Consider the following 19623-nt stretch of genomic DNA (forward strand, 5'->3'; position numbering starts at 1 on the left):
CTAATTCTATTTAATTAAATTCTAAGGATTCATCCAAGCGGCCTATATAGAAATCCAGAAGCTGCTCCTGGAAAATAAAATTATAGACAGATTGAATTCGGTTTGATTGAGCCTGTACGTAATTTGCATTCGCCTGGTTCAATTCTATGAGTGTAGTGGAGCCAATTTCGTACCGCTGCTGTTCGGTTTCATAAGCTCGTTCAGCTGCAATCAATGATTTCTCAGTCGACTCCAGTTCTTTTGAGATCGCTATATAATCGTTATACGCCTGACGCACTTCTTCACTGATCTGGAAGCGGATGTTATCCAGCTCGAGCTCACTGTTTTTTAGCTGAACCTGAGCATTCTGATAGTTGGCACGTGTGTTCCAGCGGTTGAAGATTGGAATGGAGAGTGAAAAACCTACGCTTCTGGTTACGTTCTGGTCAAAAAACTGATCGCCGAAAGGGATAGTTTCACCAAGAAGTACCCGTTGGTCACTATAATTACTACCGATACTTGCACTGAAAGTTAATGATGGCATGAAGTCCGCACGGACGATCCTTCGGTTCTGTTCATTACTTTCAATGGTTTTTTCCTGCGCCAGGTAATCTCGTCGTGACTGCAGAGCCGATTCTATCATCTCATCCATATCAAGTTCAACCGGCATGAGTGCAAGTTCATCGGTATCGGGTACACTTACTTCGATATCTGTGATTTCCGGGTCCTGCATGATGCGTATCAGCCGGGCGATGCTTACTTCGAGTGAGTTTTCACTCTGGATCACCGCAAGTTCATCATTTGCAACAGTTGCTTCCTGGTTGTAAAGATCAACCGTTGGCCGCGAACCGACTTCAACCTGGGCTTCAACTTGCTGAAGCTGACTTTCACTTGCTTCCAAAGAACTTTCAGCAATTTTAAGAAGTTCTTTATCTAATACTACCTGCAAATATCTTGAGGCAGTATCAAATATAATCGATTCCCTGAGGCGCTGAAGGTCAAGTTCCTGGGCATCCCGGTTAATTTCACTTTGCCGCAGACTGGCAATGTTTGAAAACCCGTTAAATACGGTAACCTGGGAACTCAGACCACCGCTTAAACGGAGGCTGCTTCGATCTTCAAACGCAAGGTCTTCCTGGATAAACTGGAGACCTGCATCGCGGCTGCCGTTAAAGTTTGCGCTAAGTGAGGGAAGGAAATCTGCACGGGCACTCCAGATCCGGGTATCGGCGAGGTCGAGATTGTTATCGGCCTGTTTTAACTGGTAGTTGTTCTCCAGGGCAAGCTGAATGGCATCATTCAATGTCAGGTTATGTGTCTGCGCCTGAACAATCATGGGTACAAGTAAAAATGCTGAGATGACTATAAGTTTTCGAATCATAGTAAATTTGGTAATTGTTTTGAGTGGTACTACGGAGAAGTGTAAGCAGAGTTACAGAAAATTTATTCCGATTTGGCAGAAAAATACTTTTTTTAACATCGTCGCAAAAAAAACCTTGTTTAAAAGGTTTTAACCAATGTGCAGATTCAGCAAATCGCGCTAAAGTATTCCCGATGTTAAAAAAAGAATCCGTATTCGATTTGGTTTTGTTTCTTCACACAAATATTGTGTTCACTCAAAATTAATAAGCAGACCAGTAATTGGATCATTGCGCGAATCAAACCGATAGATTAATATGAAAGACCACTATATAATCTATCCGCTCTAAAATCATAAATTGCATAATGAAAGAACTATCTTCTAAACAGCGGGATGAACTTTTCTATATTCTTAAAACCCGCTTTGAAACGAACATGAATCGTCATGAACACGTGGACTGGAAGACGGTCAAGGATAGGCTGAGTTCGAAAAGATCAGGAAAGAAACTCTGGTCTCTTCAGCAAATGGAAACTACCGGTGGAGAACCCGATGTAATTGAGCATGATGATAAGACAGGCGAACTCATATTTTTTGACTGCTCTGAGGAAAGTCCCAAAGACCGCAGAAGTGTGTGTTATGATCAACAAAGCCGGGAATCCCGAAAAACGCATAAACCTGCAAATAGTGCACTTGAGATGGCATCTGCGATGGGGATTGAACTCTTAACCGAAGAACAGTATCGTCACCTTCAAAAAGTGGGTGCGTTCGATTTAAAAACGTCAAGCTGGGTAAAAACACCTTCTGAAATCAGAGATCTCGGCGGAGCACTTTTTTGCGACCGGCGGTATGATACTGTTTTTGTGTATCACAACGGTGCGCAATCATACTACGCATCAAGAGGTTTTCGTGGGGTGTTGAGAATCTGAAATGTGTGGATAAGGTATGTTCAATTGTGGAATTCTGGAGATATGCGAATGATAAGCTTTCAAATGTGATCCCTCTTATGTGTACTTGTTACAACTACCGGCCTTCTCGGTTCAGCGATCCGAGGTACATAGAAATTCCGGACTCTTGCAAACTTTCTGTGTACCCAAAAACTTTATTTTAGAATCAAAATCTATCTTTTGGGTCATATTTTGGCTTACTCTCCTCTTTCTTTATCTCTTTCTCTTTAAATCGGGGCATAACTTTTTCATCCAGCATGTCTGATAAATAGAGCATGGCTCTCTGAGCCGCAACGCGTTTCAACTCAGCCATAAAAAGTGATGAGAATCCGGTGCCATGAGCTATCGGCCTCCTGCTTCTTCTCCGGCTACCCCCGGTAAGAAAACCGACGACAAATCCCACACCTATTGAAACCCCAACAGCCTTAAAAGGGTTTTTCCGAATCTCTTTCATCGGCTGAAGTGCTTTTTTTACACTGTTTTCGATTTTTGATGTTTGATCAGAATATTTCGTCTCAATTCGATCTATTTCAGCCTTCAGTTCCTGTTTTCTCTGTTTGATACTTTTAAGTGTTATGTCGTTACGATTGCTCAAAGCTGGTTCTGTTTTGGATGTACTTTCGCTGATGGTTTTGCCTCTTCTTCACTTTCAGTAATTGAATCTCGTATTTGGAGTGTGACTTTCTGAATAATTTCAGCCTGTATTTTCTCCTCCAGTCCGCGAGAACTGCCCTTATACAGCACAAATCCGAGTATGACTAAAGGGAGAGCAGCCAGAAGGAATCCAAGAGCCTGACTGTTTAAAAGGTCACCCAGAAAGAAACCGAGTGCAATCCACAGAAAAATTGCGCCGACACTCAAAAAAAGAACGCCAACAAGCTTTTGAATGGAAGCGGAAGCAGCAGATGCAACCTGTTCGGCTATCGAAATGGAGAAAAGCTCCAGACGGCTCTCAATGTAGGATTTCAGATCTTTCCCCGGTTTAATCTCATCTTCCGGGGGTTTTATCGGTTGATTTAACATTCAAATCAGGATCTGAAGATTTTACCAATCAGATATCCTGCAGCTGCGCCAAGTAAAACACTTTGGATCGGGTGTTTACGGATAAAAAGTTCTGTATCTGTTTTTACTTCGTTGAAACGATCCTTCAGCTCGGCATTTTCTATGATTTGCCGGCCTTCATCAATTACATCCTCAAGTTCTTCATTCAGGCTATTCAAAATATCTTCTTCCATGTCCATCTTTGATTTCTGTTATTAAAATTGAAATTTAAGATAAGATGTTGATCTATAATGAGAAAGAAGATTTCGGATAAATCGTTCACATAATTTAAAAACAAACTATGTGAAACTGTTTATTCGTACCTGAGGCTTTCAATCGGATCAAGACGTGCGGCTTTATATGCGGGATACACCCCAAACAGTACCCCGATCACCGTCATCCCAATAATTCCGCCAACTGCTGATCCCCAGGGAAGAACGATGTTAGCATCGAGATAGAGTGCGGCCACATTGCCCAGCCCAATTCCGGCAATGATGCCAATCACGCCGCCAATCTGGCAAATTGCTATTGTCTCCATCAAAAACTGGGATACAATCGCTTTTCGGGTAGCTCCGACCGATTTTCGAAGCCCAATTTCACGGGTTCGCTCACTTACAGAAACGAGCATGATGTTCATCACACCAATACCGGCTCCGAGCAGCACGACCCCACCGATCACAAAACCTATCATATAAAGAATTCCTGTAAAACTTTCGAATGTGCTGCTCAGGGATTCATTCGTCGTAATTTCAAAATCGTTCTGTTCGCCGGGATCTACTTTTCGAATCACGCGCAACACACCGGTGATTTCATCAATGGCGTTCTGAATATTTTCAACGGACCCGGCCCGGACCTGGATTCCAATATTCTGATTTCGGCCATAAAGTCCGGCCAGGTTTGAGTAGGGTACCACCACAAATCGGTCCAGCGTACTTCCAAATACATTGCCCTTCGCTTCAACCACACCGATCACCGTGTATCGCCGGCCCTCAATGCGAATGGTTTTGCCAATGGCATCCTGGTTTTCAAATAGAGCAGATTCCACATCAGCGCCAATTATCGCTACTGAACGTGCATAATCAATATCTTCAGGCAAAATATTTCGGCCGCTGGCCAGTGTATATGCGTTGTTGTCTAAATAATATTCATTCCCTCCTCTGATCCCGATATTCGGCTCTGTCTCTTCATTTTCAAAAACCACTCTTGTGGTTCGATAGGTTCGGTTTGGCCCCACTTCTGAAGCCTGGTCACTTAAATCCTGCAGTCGCTCCATCTGGTCAATGGTAATATCCTGCCGGTTTCTGAACCGCTCCCAGTCCATCGGTCCCATCGAAATCGCCGGTGTTTTTGTGACCGTGATGACGTCACCACCCATCAGGCTGAGAGTATCTTTAAAATAGGTATCGAGAACAAGCACTGCGGTGTTCGCGCTGATGATAGCAAAAACACCTACCGAAATGGCAAGCAGCGTGAGTGATGATCTCAGTTTGTTTGACCGGAGTGAATCAAAAGCCTGGCGAAATACTTCAATGAAATTCATATCTATTCGTATCTGAGAGATTCAATGGGGTCTGATTTAGCCGCGCGGCTGGATGGCAGATATCCAAACAATAGCCCCACGGCGGTACAGATCAGGATAGCGTTCAGGACGGTGGTCCAGTCCATATAGGCTACAAAGATCTGGTTGATTAGCTGGGTGATTCCGATCGAAAGTATCACGCCGATGATTCCACCAAGAAGGCAGATTACGATCGATTCCATTAAAAACTGCATCATAATTTCCCACGATTTTGCGCCAACAGCTTTGCGAATACCGATCTCTTTCGTGCGCTCTTTCACCGAAACAAACATGATGTTCATCACCCCGATACCTCCGACAAACAGGGCCAGGCCGGTCAGAAAAATTCCGATACCGTAAATGGCTACCTTCATACCCTGAAACTCCTGTTCGAATAGCGCAGCCTGGTTGATGGCAAAATCATCATCCTCCAGTGGATCGAGTCCACGAATCTGACGCATTGCCCCGATAACTTCGTATTCACCTTCAGTGAGTGTGGCCTCATCAGGAAACTGAACCGAAAGCTGTATACCCCATCGCAGATCATAAATGGTGCCATATGCGGATATGGGCATAATCATTCGATTATCTCCATCCTCCAACCCAAGGAAATTGCCCTGCTTCTCCAATATTCCAATCACCGTAAACCGCTGACCGCGAATGCGAACCTGTTTGTTTAGCGGGTCGGTGTTTTCAAATAGCGCATCGGCTACAGTTGCTCCTAAAATGACAACCCTCGCAGCACGCTGCTCTTCCTCGTCGGTAAAAGCACGCCCATCTTCGATATTTAATCCTGCGGTTTGGAAATAGGTGGATGTAGCCCCGTTGAGAGAAACACTTTCAACGGTTCGGTCCTGGTAGCGAATTGACGTTCTTCTGGATGCGGACGCCGAGACCTGGGAAGCAGTTGGTACAAGGTCTCTGAGCTGATCTGTATAAGCCAGACGCATTTCACGCCTGTTTCTGTATTCCCACCAGCGATATTCACCTCCGAAACCCCATGGCCACTTTTCCACAAATACAACATTTCGCCCAAGCATATCCATACTCTCTTCAAAAGAACGGTCGATTCCGTCTGAAATGGTATTCATTGCCGTTACGGACACAATTCCGATAACAATACAAGTTGTGGTGAGCGTTGCCCGCAATTTATTTGTCCAGAGAGCCGACAGCGCAATTTTCGACCCTTCAGATAAGCTTAGTAAAATCTTTTTCATGCGATTCCCATTGGTATTCAAACAAAATGGTTCATAGATTTCGACCCGGTTCGCGTCCGGCTCTGCCATTAATTCTTAAGAATTCTGTTGGTGGGCTTACGGAGCGATCTGAGAAACGTTTCAGATTTATTGAAAAAATATTCAAAACTATATCTCTCTATTTCATGAAAGCAGATATTTTGGCCTTTGGTGCTCACCCTGATGATACAGAACTCGGTTGTGCCGGTACACTTGCCGCCCTGGTTCAGAAGAACCGGTCGGTCGTTGTGGCAGATCTGACCCGCGGTGAGATGGGTTCCCGGGGTACGGCAAAATTGCGGCTTCAGGAAGCGGAGAAAGCAGCTTCCATTATAGGACTGTCGGATCGCCTGAATCTCGGCCTGCCCGATACGGAATTATCAAATATCCGTGAATTCCAGATCCCGATTATTGAAGTGATACGTCATTTCAGGCCGCACATCTGCATCCTTCCCGCTCCCGCCGACCGCCACCCCGATCATGGGAATGCGGCCAGACTGATCAGCGATGCTATTTTTTACAGCGGTTTGATAAAAATAGAGACAAAAAACAGGGCTGGAAACGTACAAAATCCACATCGCCCGGCACACATCTTACATTACATGCAGGATCGGCCGTTTGAACCCGATTTTATTTTTGATATTACGAATACACTTTCCATTAAAGAAAAAGCAATTAAAGCATTTACATCGCAGTTTGATGTTGCTGATCCCGGGGATGAACCGGAGACCTACATATCGGATCCCTCCTTTTTTGATGCGCTCCGTTCTCGTGCAAAACACATGGGCCACCTGGCCGGGTTTGAATATGGTGAAGCTTTCAAATATGCTCAAAAACCCTTTCCGATGAATTCATTAAATTTTTTGATGGACACCTCTCCTTTGCGATAACTTAAAATATAGAACCGGAACTCTCAGATATGGTATTTCTGGAGGTTTTGAGTTTTGCGAAGCGGTGAATCCGCAATAGCTTTGGAATTTTGGACTGGGGTAAGAAGCATGAGAAATACCATATCTCTTCCATGTATGGTTTCGGGGCCTTCAGATATGGTATTTCTGAGGATTTTGAGTTTTGCGAAGCGATGAATCCGCAATAGCTTTCGGATTTTGGATTGGGGTGAGAAGCGTGAAAAATACCATATCTCCTCCTTGCTTGATTTCGGGACTTTCAGATATGGTATTTCTGAGGATTTTGAGTTTTGCGAAATTGTTTATTCGTAAGAGTTTCAGGACTTTAGTCTGTATTAAATGCCACGAGAAATACCATATCATTGCCTCGGAATGGTTATTGGGCATTTTCCCTGGATTTTTCGGGGATGTGTTCTTTGATTCGGTTTAAGAGATGAGCATGAATATCCGGATTACCGGCGACCATGCGCTGGCCGAAAAGCCAATCGTCTTCGCCCATCCAGTTGGTTACTGTTCCGCCGGCTTCTTTGATGATCAAGGCGGCGGCTGCCACATCCCATGCGTGGAGTGAGTATTCGTAAAAACCGTCGAACCTGCCGCAAGCCACACAACAGAGATCAAACGATGCAGCTCCGGGACGGCGGATACCCTGCAGCTCTTCCATCAGTATTTTAAAAAGTGAAAGGTATGGATCCACCAGGGAGAGATCGTTGTAGGGAAATCCGGTGGCAACAAATGCATTTTTTGCATCCGTTTTATTGGAAACTGATATCGGATCCCCGTTCAACCAAGCCCCTTCCCCTGCAACTGCCGTGAATTCCTCATTTCGGTTTACTTCAATCACCACCGCTATTTTGGGCTGCCTGTTTTCCCACATCGCAACGGAGACGCAATAGACCGGGAAATCGTGTGCAAAATTGGTGGTGCCATCAATTGGATCGATAATCCAGGTTCGGGAATCACTTAGTTGGTCGTGGTTCTCGGTCTCTTCAGCAAGTACTTCATCTTTGGGAAATTGATTTCTGAGAATACTCAGAATTGTCTTTTCTGTGGCCAGGTCTGCATCGGTCACCAGATCGTGAAATCCTTTTTGTTGTACATTCAGCGATTTAGATTTGAAACTTTTTACAGTCTTCACCCCTTCGCGGGCAGCCTGAAGGGCAATTTCAAGGTCTTTATTCATTCCTATATATGAAAATTAATTTTAAGCTGAAGCATAAAGGTACAAATCTCTCTTGTTTATTTGTAAAGCGCATTGAGAATTTGGGATGCTTGAAATCACCGGTAATGAACTACTTCGGGTTAGAGCACACGAGGTATCAACTTTGAATCCATTTTTTTTATTCGAATATATATTTTCTCAGGAGTACAACCCTTTGAAGACAATATCACTAATATTAGTATTAAAATTATTCTGTATTTTTTGTGCCTCATCATCTAATTGTTTGTCCGAGATTCACCGGCCTTTGATTACTGAAGGAGGTGTTTGATTTGCGGGGAGTGCATACGATGTTTGTAAAAACTACCGGCCAAATCTAAGATTACTGTCACGAAGTGATGTGGACCTTTGTTTTTACATCGCAAAACGGACCGCTAATCCCGACTGAAGGAATCACCAGCCCGGCGGGTTTTGGGTACTGCCGCCTGCCCCGAGCGCTTTTGTCTCGGGGACCGTTCAAAAGTATCAGGAGAATAAACCTTTGGCTAATATTTGTGACATTACCTTCGAGGAGAGACTTTTATCCTTTCCTACCCAGAGGGACGGGGAATTAAACCATATAAGGTTAAATACACTCAGCAAACAATTCAGTTGTGTGAAACAAATTACAGCCTAAATACTTTCAACTTGTATCTGCTCAAAAATCGGCTTACTATTTAGGTTCCTTCATCAAACAGAACATCCGCCTATAGTGTAACGTTACATACCCGATTTTTAAATTAATCAGACGTTTTGAAGCACTCGCTACATTTTTCTTTAGGCGCTGTTCTGCTGCTTGTTTTTGTTATTTCATCTTGTGATGAAATCTCAACAACCCCGGAATCCGGTTCATTATCTGTACAATCTTTTTCTATCTCTCCAAACAATGTTCAGTTTGATGAAGAGACCCCAATCGGCGTGGTGTCACTTCCCGTATCCCTCCAGCTGACCCTGAATGAACCCACGGACCAAGAGATCCGATACACGTTTGAAAACCGTGGAAATCTTGTTGAAGAAGGCACTTTCAACTCAGAAAGCGAGACTGAATACATCGCTGAACTTTCACTTGCCGTAAACAGCGTCGAAAATGTTACCTATAAAGTATATGCTTTCTCTAATAGCGGTGATCGCATGCAGGGATCCATCAATTTTATCGGAAGAATGGTTTCGCCACCTGAAATCGCGGACGCTTACAATACCGAGGAAGCCGTAATCCCTAATGCAGGCAATGAACAAATCGATTTTTTTGCTGAAGTATCCCATCCGGATGGGCAGGAATATATTGATGGAGTATTTTTCATCCTGATCGACCAACAGGGGAACCAGCTGGGAAACGACTTTGAAATGTATGATGACGGAGTACAAATTGAAGACGAAGGACGAATTGATGAAACTGCCGATGATGGCCTGTACAGCAGGGCCTTTTTTATCAACCCATCAAATAACCCGGATGAATATTCTGTTTTTTACTATGCAATGGGCGCCGACGGGCAGTCGAGTGATACCCTTCAAACTCAATTGAGAATTGTAGAATAGATGGCATATCTCAAATGGTTTCTTCCTTTTATTGTAATCATGATTTGCTCTGCCGGTGAACTCTATTCGCAGCACTTTGGGCCGATTCCGGATCGGTTTGAATCACTGCGACAGAATTCGATTACCTCCCTGGAATCCACCGGAAACTCACTTTGGATCGGGCCGGGATTAAACCGGATTGATGAAAACAGCCCCGATATTTTTATCCCTGTGAATGCCGACAGCGTGTTTGATGGACGCGGACGTGTTTTTTCTCTTCAGGCTGATGGAAACCGGATTGTTGCGGGTTTGGGATATAACACGGAATCCGGTGACGGCAGCGTGCAAACAGGGATGGGTTTTTACGAATCGATCGACTTTGGGGAGAGCTGGAGGTTTATCCCCTTTCCGCTTGATCCTCAGCCTGATGAAAACAGCGATTGCACTATCGCTTCTGTGGGGCCGCCCTGCGACCTGGAATTTACGTATGGAGAGGAAACCTACATTCAAACAAGAATAACGGTACCGCAGCAATCGCCTCCTTTCGAAACCGATTTCAGGGGAGAAACTGTATTTGTTGCCGCCTGGGCATCCGGCATCCAGCGAAGTTTAGACGGAGGAGATACCTGGGAACGGCTGATACTGCCGCCCTCATCCGTTTCTGAACTCACACCAGACAGATCGTACCAATGGACCTCCCAGGCAGGAAGTTCAGGAACGGTTGAGCGATACGATCCAAGAAGCGATAATAACCTGCTTGGTTTTGGCCTTTTGATCGATTCAAACGACCGGGTCTGGGCCGGAACAGCAGCCGGTATCAATATCTCGGAAAATGCATTGACTGCATCGCGCGATCAAGTTTCCTGGCGTAGAATTTCCGCCGACGGACGCACCGACGGCCTGCTGGGTAACTGGATTGTAAACATCCGGGAGCAGCCGGGAACCAACAGGATCTGGATGTCTACCTGGAACGCCACAACCAGCGAGAACGACCGCTTTGGATTGGTTTATACCGAAGATGGCGGAGAAACCTTTCGTCAGTTTCTCGAAGGTGAACGGGTGAACGATATCGGGTTTCACAACGGAACTATTTTTGTGGCAGCCGATCGCGGACTTTTCATCTCTCATGATGACGGCGATACATGGAGGCGAATCGAGCAGATCCGAAGCCCGAATCAAATCATCAATAAAGATGCTGAATATTTTGCGCTTACGGCAACGGAAGACCGGATTTGGGTGGGAACCTCCGATGGGCTCGCCTCCAGCAGTGACGGCGGAGAAACATGGGCCATAACACGGGTGGATTTCCCACTCAGCGGCGGCAATATCTACCAGCAGGATGCGTCTGATGTGGATACCTTTGCTTATCCAAATCCATTTTCGCCGGATGTTCACAATATGGTTCGCATAAAATATGAGACATCGGGCAGCGGCCGGTCCACACTGCGTATTTTTGATTTTGCGATGAATCAGGTGTATGAGCAGCGAACGGATGGAATTTCCCAGTCCGGCTCCTACGAATTTACATGGAACGGAACGGACAGTTCAGGCCGCTACGTCGCAACAGGATCGTACATCTATGTCATAGAAACGCCGGGTGGTCAGGTAGATGGAAAAATATTATTGATCGATTAGGGAAGTCATGAAGAATCGAAAACTACTTATTTATTTCGTTTTGATTGCAGGATGGACGCTGCTTCCTGTCGGGATGGCGCTTGCCCAGGCCGGCGGGTTTACCGGCTCTTTCAGCCGGATGGGCTTTGCACCACGGGGGATGGCCATGGGCAATGCCTTAACAGCCGTTCACCAGGAAGGTTCGTATGCCTACTACAACCCTGCCCTTGCGGCGGTGCATGGAGAAACCGTTCAGCTCGATTTTTCCAGCTCTGCGATGCGGTTCGACCGTCAGCTGCATATGGTAACCGGCCATTTTCAGCTGCCTCCATCAGCGGGAATATCGGTCTCTATTTTGAACGGACGTGTTGGCGAAATTGATGGCCGAACACAAAGCGGATATCAAACCGAAACATTTTCTACCAACGAATTTCAGATTCTTTCCAACTTTGGAATCCGTTTCAGTGATACATTCTGGGGCGGGATCGGCATCAAATTTAACCTGGCTGATTATCATGAAGATGTATCTTCGGGAACTTCCGTGGGTGTGGATGCCGGTTTTTTGAAACTGGCCGGCAGTATGAGTTTCGGGTTTACGGTTCAGGATTTGTTCGCTTCCACCCAATACGATACCTCTAACCTCTTTGGCAGTAATGTCGGTGGTTCGCGCAGTAATGATTATCCCACAAGGATTTCATTCGGTGCATCCTATATCCCAAGTGCGCTGCCGGAACTTCTGGTGAGCAGTGATTACGAAATCCAGGTGCTTCGATCGGAAGTCAGGCGTGAATCCACAGAACAGCGGGAAGGGCGGCCGGTAACGGTGGTCAGCCGGGAGGATGTAATGACGAATACACAGATCGCACGTATCGGTGCTCGTTATCTGCTCCATGAACGAGTAACCTTACGGGCCGGGATACAGGGGCTTGATCTGAATCATGATCTTTCGGTACAACCAACTGCCGGTTTTTCACTACATTTACCGTTCGACAGATTTTCTCCCGCAATTGATTACGCATTTGTAAGAGAGCCGTCGCAATTATCAACCATGCACGTTTTTTCAATCCGACTGAACATATGAGAATTACAGCGACAATTATTATCACCCTGCTGTTCATTTCATCAGCTGCAGCACAGCAGGATACAGGCAGCGGAATGGACTTTTTAAGCATCTCCCCTTCAGCATTCCAGTTATCTCTTTCTGAGGCATCATCAGCTACGTTAACGGGATCATCCGCCATCTATTCGAACCCTGCCCTGCTGGCTATGGAACCGATGTCGAGCGTGGAGATCGATTACACCCTCTGGGTTGCGGAAGTAAACCATCAGTTTGCATCAGCTAACTTTCTGAGGGAGAATTATTCGCTCGGCCTGGGAATCTATAATTCCCGATCTGACGGATTTGAAGCAAGAGATGGGGCTGGCCCATCACAAGGTGACTTTTCCATCGGATATTTATCCGTAGCCGGTGCATTTGCATATAAAATTGACCGATTTTCCGTGGGTGTTACGGCGCATTACCTGCGCGAAGAAGTTTTTCAATATCGTGCCAATGGTTATGCTGTAAGTGCTGGTGCCGCGGCAGAGTTTTTTGAGCAGAGAGTAAGGCTTGGCGCGGTGGTTCAGAATCTCGGTGAGATGGAAGAACTGGATGGTATTTCCACATCACTTCCCACTACGTTTCGCCTTGGCGGTATGGCAAATATTGTTGAAGTGAACACGCCCGGCAGAAATGATCTGCCGATTCTATTCTCACTACATACTGAATGGGTCCATCCGCTGGAAGACTTGCCATCCTCAGATTACATTGACCGGGATGGCGGAGATGATTTTATAGCTTTTGCATTAAGTGCTGATGTCGCGGACCTTTTCAACATTCGCGGAGGTTACAAAGCCGGCCCGACGGAACGGCCGCTCAGTTTTGGCCTTGGACTAAATATCGACCCCGTTACTGTGAATTACGCTGTTGTTCCATTTTCTACCGGTTTTGGCTGGGTACACTCCATCGGTGTACAATACTATTTTTGATAAAACAGGCTTTCTATGAATCTGCATGAGAAACTGTTATCTCTTTATGATTCGCTTTTTTCGGAAAATGAAGACACTGCCGCAGGGATCGACCTGTTTGTTGTTCCATTGATCCGATTTAATTATAAAAAATCGGACTATCTCTACCTGTTGTATAAAGAGATCCTTGAAAATGATGAAAGCCGGTACCGCGTTCACAGCACAAGCATTTCTGAACACTGGAAGTTTGTCTGGAATGCATTCCGGGGCAAACCGACCATTCTGCACTATCACTGGCTGGAGTGTTCCGATTTCAAATCACTTCTCGGGATAGTCTACAAACTGTTCTGTATAAAACTATTCAAAAGGTTCGGGGGTAAAATTGTGTGGACTATACACAATAAAATGCCCCACGACCGCAGGTTCAAGAATATAAATGAATCAATTCGTAGCTCCATGGCACAGCGTGCAGATCTGCTGCATGTGCACTGCAACACCGCAAAAAGGGAATTGTGTAAATTCTTTGATCAGCCGGAATCAAAATTCAGCGTAATTCCGCATCCAGAATATCCCGCTGAAAAACTTCCGAGAAAAAAGGCTATCCATAAGTTAAATCGGAAAAGAGATCTTCAGCTCTCGGCGGATGACCAGATCTTTTTAATGTTTGGAAACATCAGTTCATATAAACAGATTGATAAAGTAGCTAAGCTATTTGAGCAACTACCGGAGAATAAAAAATTGATCATTGTTGGACCGGTAAAAAAAGGGCAAATGGTTTACTACCATAAAATTAAGAAAATTAGCTCAAATTCATCTAATATCCGTTTGATTCCTCATTTTATTCCTGAAGCAGACGTACCGCTTTATCACTCAGCAGCGGATTGTGTGCTTTTCAATTTCCGGGATATTTTGACTTCAGGAGGAGTGGCGTTAGCACAAAGTTATGATGTGCCAATTATTGCACCATCAAAGGGATGTCTTTCCGAACTAAATGGTGACAACGTTTACCTTTTTGAAAATGAAGATGAATTAAACTCCCGCATTATCAATTTTGCATCCGGGGTTACGAGTGATGGCTAATCTCACCTCCAGGGCACTATGGATTTTTATGGGTGATGGCGGAGCGAAACTCTTCGGTTTTTTATCAACCATCTACCTTGCGAGAACACTGGGCGCATCTCAATACGGGCTGCTGACCCTGGCAATATCTGCCCTCGGTATTGCGAGCTGGTTTAGTGATCTCGGGCTGAAAACACTGGCTACGCGTTCTGTGGCAGGTTCGTCATCGGAACCGGGTGACCTCGCCCGATTTTTCTGGCTAAAGATTTTACTTTCTGCAGCGGTATTGTTGATCGCTGGCGGTATTACCTGGTTTCTGCTATCGGAACAGCCACAGCTCCGGCTCCTGATTCTTCTGTTCCTGCTCTCCCTCCTTCCGCAATCGCTCAGAGTTGACTGGTACTACAAAGGGGTTCAGGAATTTCACTGGGTAACGCTCTCTAACTGGGTACAGGGAGTTATCTATTTGTGTGGCTTACTTCTCATCGTATCCACAGATGACCTGCTTCTTGTCCCCTGGATTTACTCGCTCTCCATACTCTTAGGTGCACTCGTTTTGCTTTTCACTTATAAAGGCAAAAATTCCTTTATTTCAAAACCGCGGGTTGTTAAATGGGGTGAGGATCTGAGAAACAGCTTTTTTCTCGGTGCCGGGCACTTTTTTTCCCAGTCAATTATTCTATTGCCGCCGCTAGTCATCGGATATTTTTTTACGGAATTGCAGGTGGGTTACTATGGAGTCGCCCTCAAACTGATACTTGCCGCCATGATTATCGATCATGTTCTGAATACGCTTCTTCTGCCAAACCTGACAAAATTATGGCAAAACAACCGTTCTGAAGTTCAACCTCAGCTTAAGAAAGTCAGCCGCTGGGTTCTATTGATTGGAGTTTGCGGGATGATGGTACTCGCTTACGCCGCTGAGCCAATCATCTATTTTCTTTTTGGGGATACGTATCTGCCTGCGGTGCCGATGCTGATTCTGCTTTCAGTTGTTCTGCCGATAACGTTCATCAATTCCATTTTCAGTTTCGGTCTGATCTCATTCGGCCTCGATCGTGATTTTCTCTACTCTACCTCAGCAGGTGCCCTGGGCGCTTTGATTTTGATTATCGGTGCCGGTTTTACGGGCGATATGCAAATTTTGATTCTCTCTGTGGTACTTTCAGAACTTTGGATCACAATCTGTATGTATTACCGGTTTCGCCGAATTGTAAATCTGAAAATCGGCGGCTTCGTATTGGGGATTACAACCGTATCAGCATTGCTTATGGCACTCATTTTTCTGTACCTGACGCCCGGAATCTGGATTGCGATCACCTCTCCCCTGATTCTGTTCACCGTTCTCTATATATTCGGCCTGATAACCTGGGATGATATTTCCTGGATGAAACGGAGAATTTTTTAGTGAAACGAAACATTCATATCGGAATTATCGGGATCAACCCGGGTTGGGAAAAAATCCTGGATCAGATCGGTGCGAGCTGGTCACGGATTACTTCAATCCGTACAGTTGATGTTAAATCGTACAGTTGTATCGTTGCTGTCCGTAACCTGGAACGTGAAGAGATGAAGTCCGTCACGCACTATCTCGATGCCGGAGGTGCGGTTGTTGACACGACCGGTCAGTTTCTGAAGAAAACTCCGTCAGCGCGAAAGGTCAAAACCATCACACCGGAAACAGACGACCCCTATTTTAATCACATCCGCGAGATTCGCGTTGATGACACTGCTCTTTTTCATCCCACATCAAAAATGGCGGGCGGCACGGTATGGCTGGATCATGACCGATCCAATCGTCTCGCGTTTTCAGGGCTGCCATACCGTGTTCTTACCGAACATCACCCGCTGAAACCGACTCAGTTTACGTCGGCTGATCTTCCCGCGGTTATCGAACGAACATCCACCCACAGCAGCGGCGCTTGGGTGGATCTCACGCTCAAACTGCTCATCGAGCTTCACTCGCGATCCGGGATGCCGTTTGTGCACAAATGGTGGATGCCTGAGTCAGATCATCAAACCGCCACATTTCGTGTGGATACCGATTACGGATCTGAGCAATCGATCCATCAAACCGCAAGTGTGCTTGATGAGTTTGGAGTCTCATCCACTTTTTTTCTGCACACTGAAGCGCATGAAAACAGTCTTTCTCAGTTTGAAGACATCAAAAATCATGAAATTTCGCTGCACGGATATCGTCATTCCGAATTCAAAACTAAAGAGCAGTACGTTTCTGATATCCGGCACGGACTCAACCTGCTGAAAGATCACGGGATGGATCCTCAAGGTTACGCAGCTCCCTATGGATACTGGTCACCAGAACTGGCATCTGCACTCAGAGAATTCAACTTTCAATACAGCAGTGAATTCGGGTACGATTACGATGCACTTCCATCAACTCCGCAATCATCAGGAACGTTGCAGCTGCCCGTTCACCCAATTTCGATCGGTTCATTCAGCCGTTTCAATTTTACGGAAGAGATGATTGAAGCCTATTTCCTGGAATGGATACGTATCTGTCAACTTCAGCGAAAGCCAATCCATCTTTTTTACCATCCCAATGACGGTCACGCTGACGTTCTGAGATCTATTTTTAAACAGGCTGATACCCATTCAACAAAGTGGCTGACCTATTCGCAGTGGGCAAATTGGTGGAAAAAACGGTCATCCCATTTATTGAACCCGGTTTTCGATACAGAAACCGGGAATCTGGCGCTCAATCAAACCGGGGAAATTCCGGCAGCCGTTCATCACGATAACAAGATGTTATGTACCACCGGATCGGGAAATATTGATCTGGATGATCGGCGATTCTCTGTGTACATTTCGCCCGAATGGATTGAATGGATAAACCGAAGAAGAAATGGCCGGAAACTCTCGCTTTTCAGGATGAAAAAAGATCAACTTATGACGAGCCTTTGGAGGAACCGGTCATGAAAATTTTGATGATTGCCCCGCTCTCCGCCGGAATTGTACACGGAGGTGTTCGTATGCAGAGTGCCAAAACACTTGAGTATCTGCGTACCCGTGGTCACGAGGTTGCGGCCTATAATCCGTGGGAACATTACGAACCGGAATCGTTCGACATCATCCACCTGTTTCTTGCAGGCAATGAAACTCTAACTCTCGCCAAAAATCTCAGGAACAGATCGACCCGGTTTGTGCTCTCCCCGGTCTTTTTCACCCGCAGATCTGCGTCAACAATTCGGAATATATTGTCCATGGAAGATATTGGAAGCCAATTGTTAAAAGGATTCAGTTCTGATTATTCTATCAAGGCGGATGTGTGCAGATCAGCAGATCTAATTTTGCCAAACACAATGGATGAAGCCAACCTGATTATTGATGGATTTGGAGTTCCGATCGAGAACGTTACGGTGGTTCCAAACGGCGTGGAAAATCGGTTCGAAAATGCTTCTGCGGATCCATTCATTCAAAAATATGGGTTGAAAGATTTTACGCTTTTTGTGGGTGATGCATCCGCTGCCCGAAAAAATGTGTTGCCCATGCTTGAACAGTATGGAGCTGACGATCCGCCGTTGGTGATTATCGGAGCGCTTGATGAGTCCGATTACTCTTCTGCCTGCCGAAAGTTGATCAAAGCTTCTGACAACATTCATTACCTGGGACCGATAAATCATGACGATCCGATGCTTGAATCTGCTTACAAAGCTGCGGCCGTATTTGTACTCCCTTCCCTTTTTGAAACACCGGGTATCGCCGCACTGGAGGCGGGCCTTGCCGGATGCCGTATTGCAATTACCGGATTAGGCGGTACCCGTGAATATTTTGGGGATCATGCGTTTTATATCAATCCTGATAAACAGGAATCGATCATTCGGGCGATCCGGAATGCACATCAGGCAGAAGAGTCCCCGGAATTAAAAAACAGAATTAAAAAACAGTTTACCTGGCAGGCTGTTGCAGAAAAAACTGAAGCTGCTTACCAATCCATTTTATGAATAAACCGATAACCATTTTATTCGGTACCCGGCCGGAAGCGATAAAAGTTGCGCCCGTGATCTTGAAACTCCGGGAAAAGAACATTCCGGTGCGGGTGATACATACCGGTCAGCATGCCGAGCTGGCTGATGAAATATTGAGAACATTTGATATAAAGCCGGATTTACGTCTTGAGATGATGAAAAAGTCACAGACGCCTATCGACTTGCTCCAGCGTCTGCTGAAATCACTGCCCGAATGGATATCAGCAGAACACACCGGCGTTCTGCTGGTTCAGGGAGATACAACTACTGCACTTGCGGGTGCGCTAACCGCACATCACCAACAAGTGCCGCTTGCCCATCTTGAGGCGGGCCTCCGTTCCGGTGACCGTTCACAGCCTTTTCCTGAAGAAGCGAACCGCACGCTGATCAGCCATCTTGCCGATGCACATTTTGCACCCACGGCAAGTGCTCGTAAAAATCTACTCGCTGAAAATATATCGCCGGAATCGATCCACATCACCGGAAATTCTGTGGTTGATGCATTGCAGATGATCGTAAAACGGTCCGGGCATTCGGTAAGTGAAATTCGCGGCAAATACAGTGCAGAAAAGAAAAAACTGATATTACTCACCACACACCGCCGCGAAAACTTTGGGGAGCCGCTTCGCCAGATTTTTGAGGCCGTATCAGAACTTGCTTCACGTTATCGCGATTTGAAAATCCTGTTTCCTGCCCATCCCAATCCAAATGTTCAGGATTTGCTTCATCTGCTTGATCATCAACCCTCCATTGAACTAATCAAACCGCTCAATTACCTCGAATTTGTACCGCTGATGGCTGCATCTGATCTGATTCTCACAGATTCGGGCGGTATTCAGGAAGAAGCTCCCGCACTTGGTACGCCGGTCCTCGTTCTGCGAAAGAAAACCGAACGTCCGGAGCTGATAGAAAGCGGCGCTGGAAAGCTGATTGGCACCGATAAGCAGAAAATTATCGAAGCGACAGAGTTTTACCTGCAAACGATGAATCACACTGGCCCTGCTGAAATTTTCGGAGATGGTAATACTGCAGAACGGGTGGTTCAGATTTTAAAAGAGATGAACAGGTAAATGGTAGTTAAGCACAGTTTATTCAGAGCTCTTAATTTTGTCCAAAAGTCGGGTATCACTATTTAAAAGTTTATAGTTGAAAAATCCCCTCTCGAAAATTCGGAAACAACTGTAGCTTGAGCGGGGATTTCACCAACTGGATCCCTGTG

Annotated in this window: 18 protein-coding genes; 11 read left to right on the forward strand and 7 right to left on the reverse strand. The window is 45.6% G+C overall.

Annotated features, from left to right (window positions below; all coding sequences use genetic code 11):
• Positions 1–10: 10 nt before the first annotated feature.
• Positions 11–1360, reverse strand: coding sequence for a TolC family protein (locus tag DYD21_RS06535; protein ID WP_233505486.1), 1350 nt, complete (start codon positions 1358–1360; stop codon positions 11–13).
• A 344-nt stretch (positions 1361–1704) separates the two neighbouring features.
• On the opposite strand from DYD21_RS06535, the gene DYD21_RS06540 reads away from it, so the two are divergent.
• Positions 1705–2265, forward strand: a complete 561-nt coding sequence (locus tag DYD21_RS06540) for a DUF4256 domain-containing protein (protein WP_116034338.1) — start codon at positions 1705–1707, stop codon at positions 2263–2265.
• Positions 2266–2449: 184 nt separating this feature from the next.
• On the opposite strand, the gene DYD21_RS06545 is transcribed toward DYD21_RS06540, so the two are convergent.
• The 5 genes from DYD21_RS06545 to DYD21_RS06565 form a co-directional block, all read right to left on the reverse strand.
• Positions 2450–2878: a hypothetical protein gene (locus DYD21_RS06545; protein WP_116034340.1), complete on the reverse strand. Its 429-nt coding sequence runs from the start codon at positions 2876–2878 to the stop codon at positions 2450–2452.
• Entirely contained in the window at positions 2875–3306 is a 432-nt protein-coding gene (locus DYD21_RS06550) for a phage holin family protein (protein WP_116034343.1), read from the reverse strand. Before DYD21_RS06550 ends, DYD21_RS06545 begins: the two co-directional genes overlap by 4 nt.
• A 5-nt stretch (positions 3307–3311) precedes the next feature.
• Complete coding sequence (locus DYD21_RS06555) at positions 3312–3524, reverse strand: hypothetical protein (RefSeq protein WP_116034346.1); 213 nt, start codon at positions 3522–3524, stop codon at positions 3312–3314.
• Between the two features lie 113 nt (positions 3525–3637).
• Entirely contained in the window at positions 3638–4864 is a 1227-nt protein-coding gene (locus DYD21_RS06560) for an ABC transporter permease (RefSeq protein WP_116034348.1), read from the reverse strand.
• A gap of 2 nt (positions 4865–4866) precedes the next feature.
• A complete protein-coding gene (locus DYD21_RS06565; RefSeq protein ID WP_116034351.1) occupies positions 4867–6099 on the reverse strand; it encodes an ABC transporter permease in 1233 nt (410 codons plus the stop codon).
• A 164-nt stretch (positions 6100–6263) separates the two neighbouring features.
• On the opposite strand from DYD21_RS06565, the gene bshB1 reads away from it, so the two are divergent.
• Entirely contained in the window at positions 6264–7007 is a 744-nt protein-coding gene (gene bshB1 / locus DYD21_RS06570; RefSeq protein WP_116034615.1) for a bacillithiol biosynthesis deacetylase BshB1, read from the forward strand.
• A 394-nt stretch (positions 7008–7401) separates the two neighbouring features.
• On the opposite strand, the gene DYD21_RS06580 is transcribed toward bshB1, so the two are convergent.
• Positions 7402–8208, reverse strand: coding sequence for an inositol monophosphatase family protein (locus DYD21_RS06580; RefSeq protein ID WP_233505487.1), 807 nt, complete (start codon positions 8206–8208; stop codon positions 7402–7404).
• Positions 8209–8976: 768 nt separating this feature from the next.
• Here DYD21_RS06580 and DYD21_RS06585 point away from each other — a divergent pair.
• From DYD21_RS06585 to wecB, 9 genes are read left to right on the forward strand one after another with little or no spacing between them, the layout of a single operon-like run.
• Complete coding sequence (locus tag DYD21_RS06585; protein ID WP_116034359.1) at positions 8977–9759, forward strand: hypothetical protein; 783 nt, start codon at positions 8977–8979, stop codon at positions 9757–9759.
• Positions 9760–11373, forward strand: coding sequence for a FlgD immunoglobulin-like domain containing protein (locus DYD21_RS06590; RefSeq protein WP_116034361.1), 1614 nt, complete (start codon positions 9760–9762; stop codon positions 11371–11373).
• Positions 11374–11380: 7 nt separating this feature from the next.
• Entirely contained in the window at positions 11381–12433 is a 1053-nt protein-coding gene (locus DYD21_RS06595; RefSeq protein WP_116034364.1) for a hypothetical protein, read from the forward strand.
• The gene (locus DYD21_RS06600) at positions 12430–13380 is read left to right on the forward strand and encodes a PorV/PorQ family protein (protein ID WP_116034367.1); all 951 of its coding nucleotides are present in this window, start codon (positions 12430–12432) and stop codon (positions 13378–13380) included. The genes DYD21_RS06595 and DYD21_RS06600 overlap by 4 nt, the downstream gene beginning before the upstream one ends.
• Before the next feature lie 15 nt (positions 13381–13395).
• Positions 13396–14439, forward strand: a complete 1044-nt coding sequence (locus DYD21_RS06605) for a glycosyltransferase (RefSeq protein WP_116034369.1) — start codon at positions 13396–13398, stop codon at positions 14437–14439.
• Positions 14432–15826, forward strand: coding sequence for an oligosaccharide flippase family protein (locus tag DYD21_RS06610; protein ID WP_116034372.1), 1395 nt, complete (start codon positions 14432–14434; stop codon positions 15824–15826). Before DYD21_RS06605 ends, DYD21_RS06610 begins: the two co-directional genes overlap by 8 nt.
• Positions 15826–17355, forward strand: a complete 1530-nt coding sequence (locus DYD21_RS06615; protein WP_116034375.1) for a polysaccharide deacetylase family protein — start codon at positions 15826–15828, stop codon at positions 17353–17355. Before DYD21_RS06610 ends, DYD21_RS06615 begins: the two co-directional genes overlap by 1 nt.
• Positions 17352–18380, forward strand: coding sequence for a glycosyltransferase (locus tag DYD21_RS06620; RefSeq protein ID WP_158551441.1), 1029 nt, complete (start codon positions 17352–17354; stop codon positions 18378–18380). The genes DYD21_RS06615 and DYD21_RS06620 overlap by 4 nt, the downstream gene beginning before the upstream one ends.
• A complete protein-coding gene (wecB, locus tag DYD21_RS06625) occupies positions 18377–19474 on the forward strand; it encodes a non-hydrolyzing UDP-N-acetylglucosamine 2-epimerase (RefSeq protein WP_116034381.1) in 1098 nt (365 codons plus the stop codon). The genes DYD21_RS06620 and wecB overlap by 4 nt, the downstream gene beginning before the upstream one ends.
• Positions 19475–19623: the final 149 nt, after the last annotated feature.

The sequence above is a fragment of the Rhodohalobacter sp. SW132 genome (genome assembly GCF_003390325.1).
Classification (GTDB): Bacteria; Bacteroidota; Rhodothermia; order Balneolales; family Balneolaceae; genus SW132.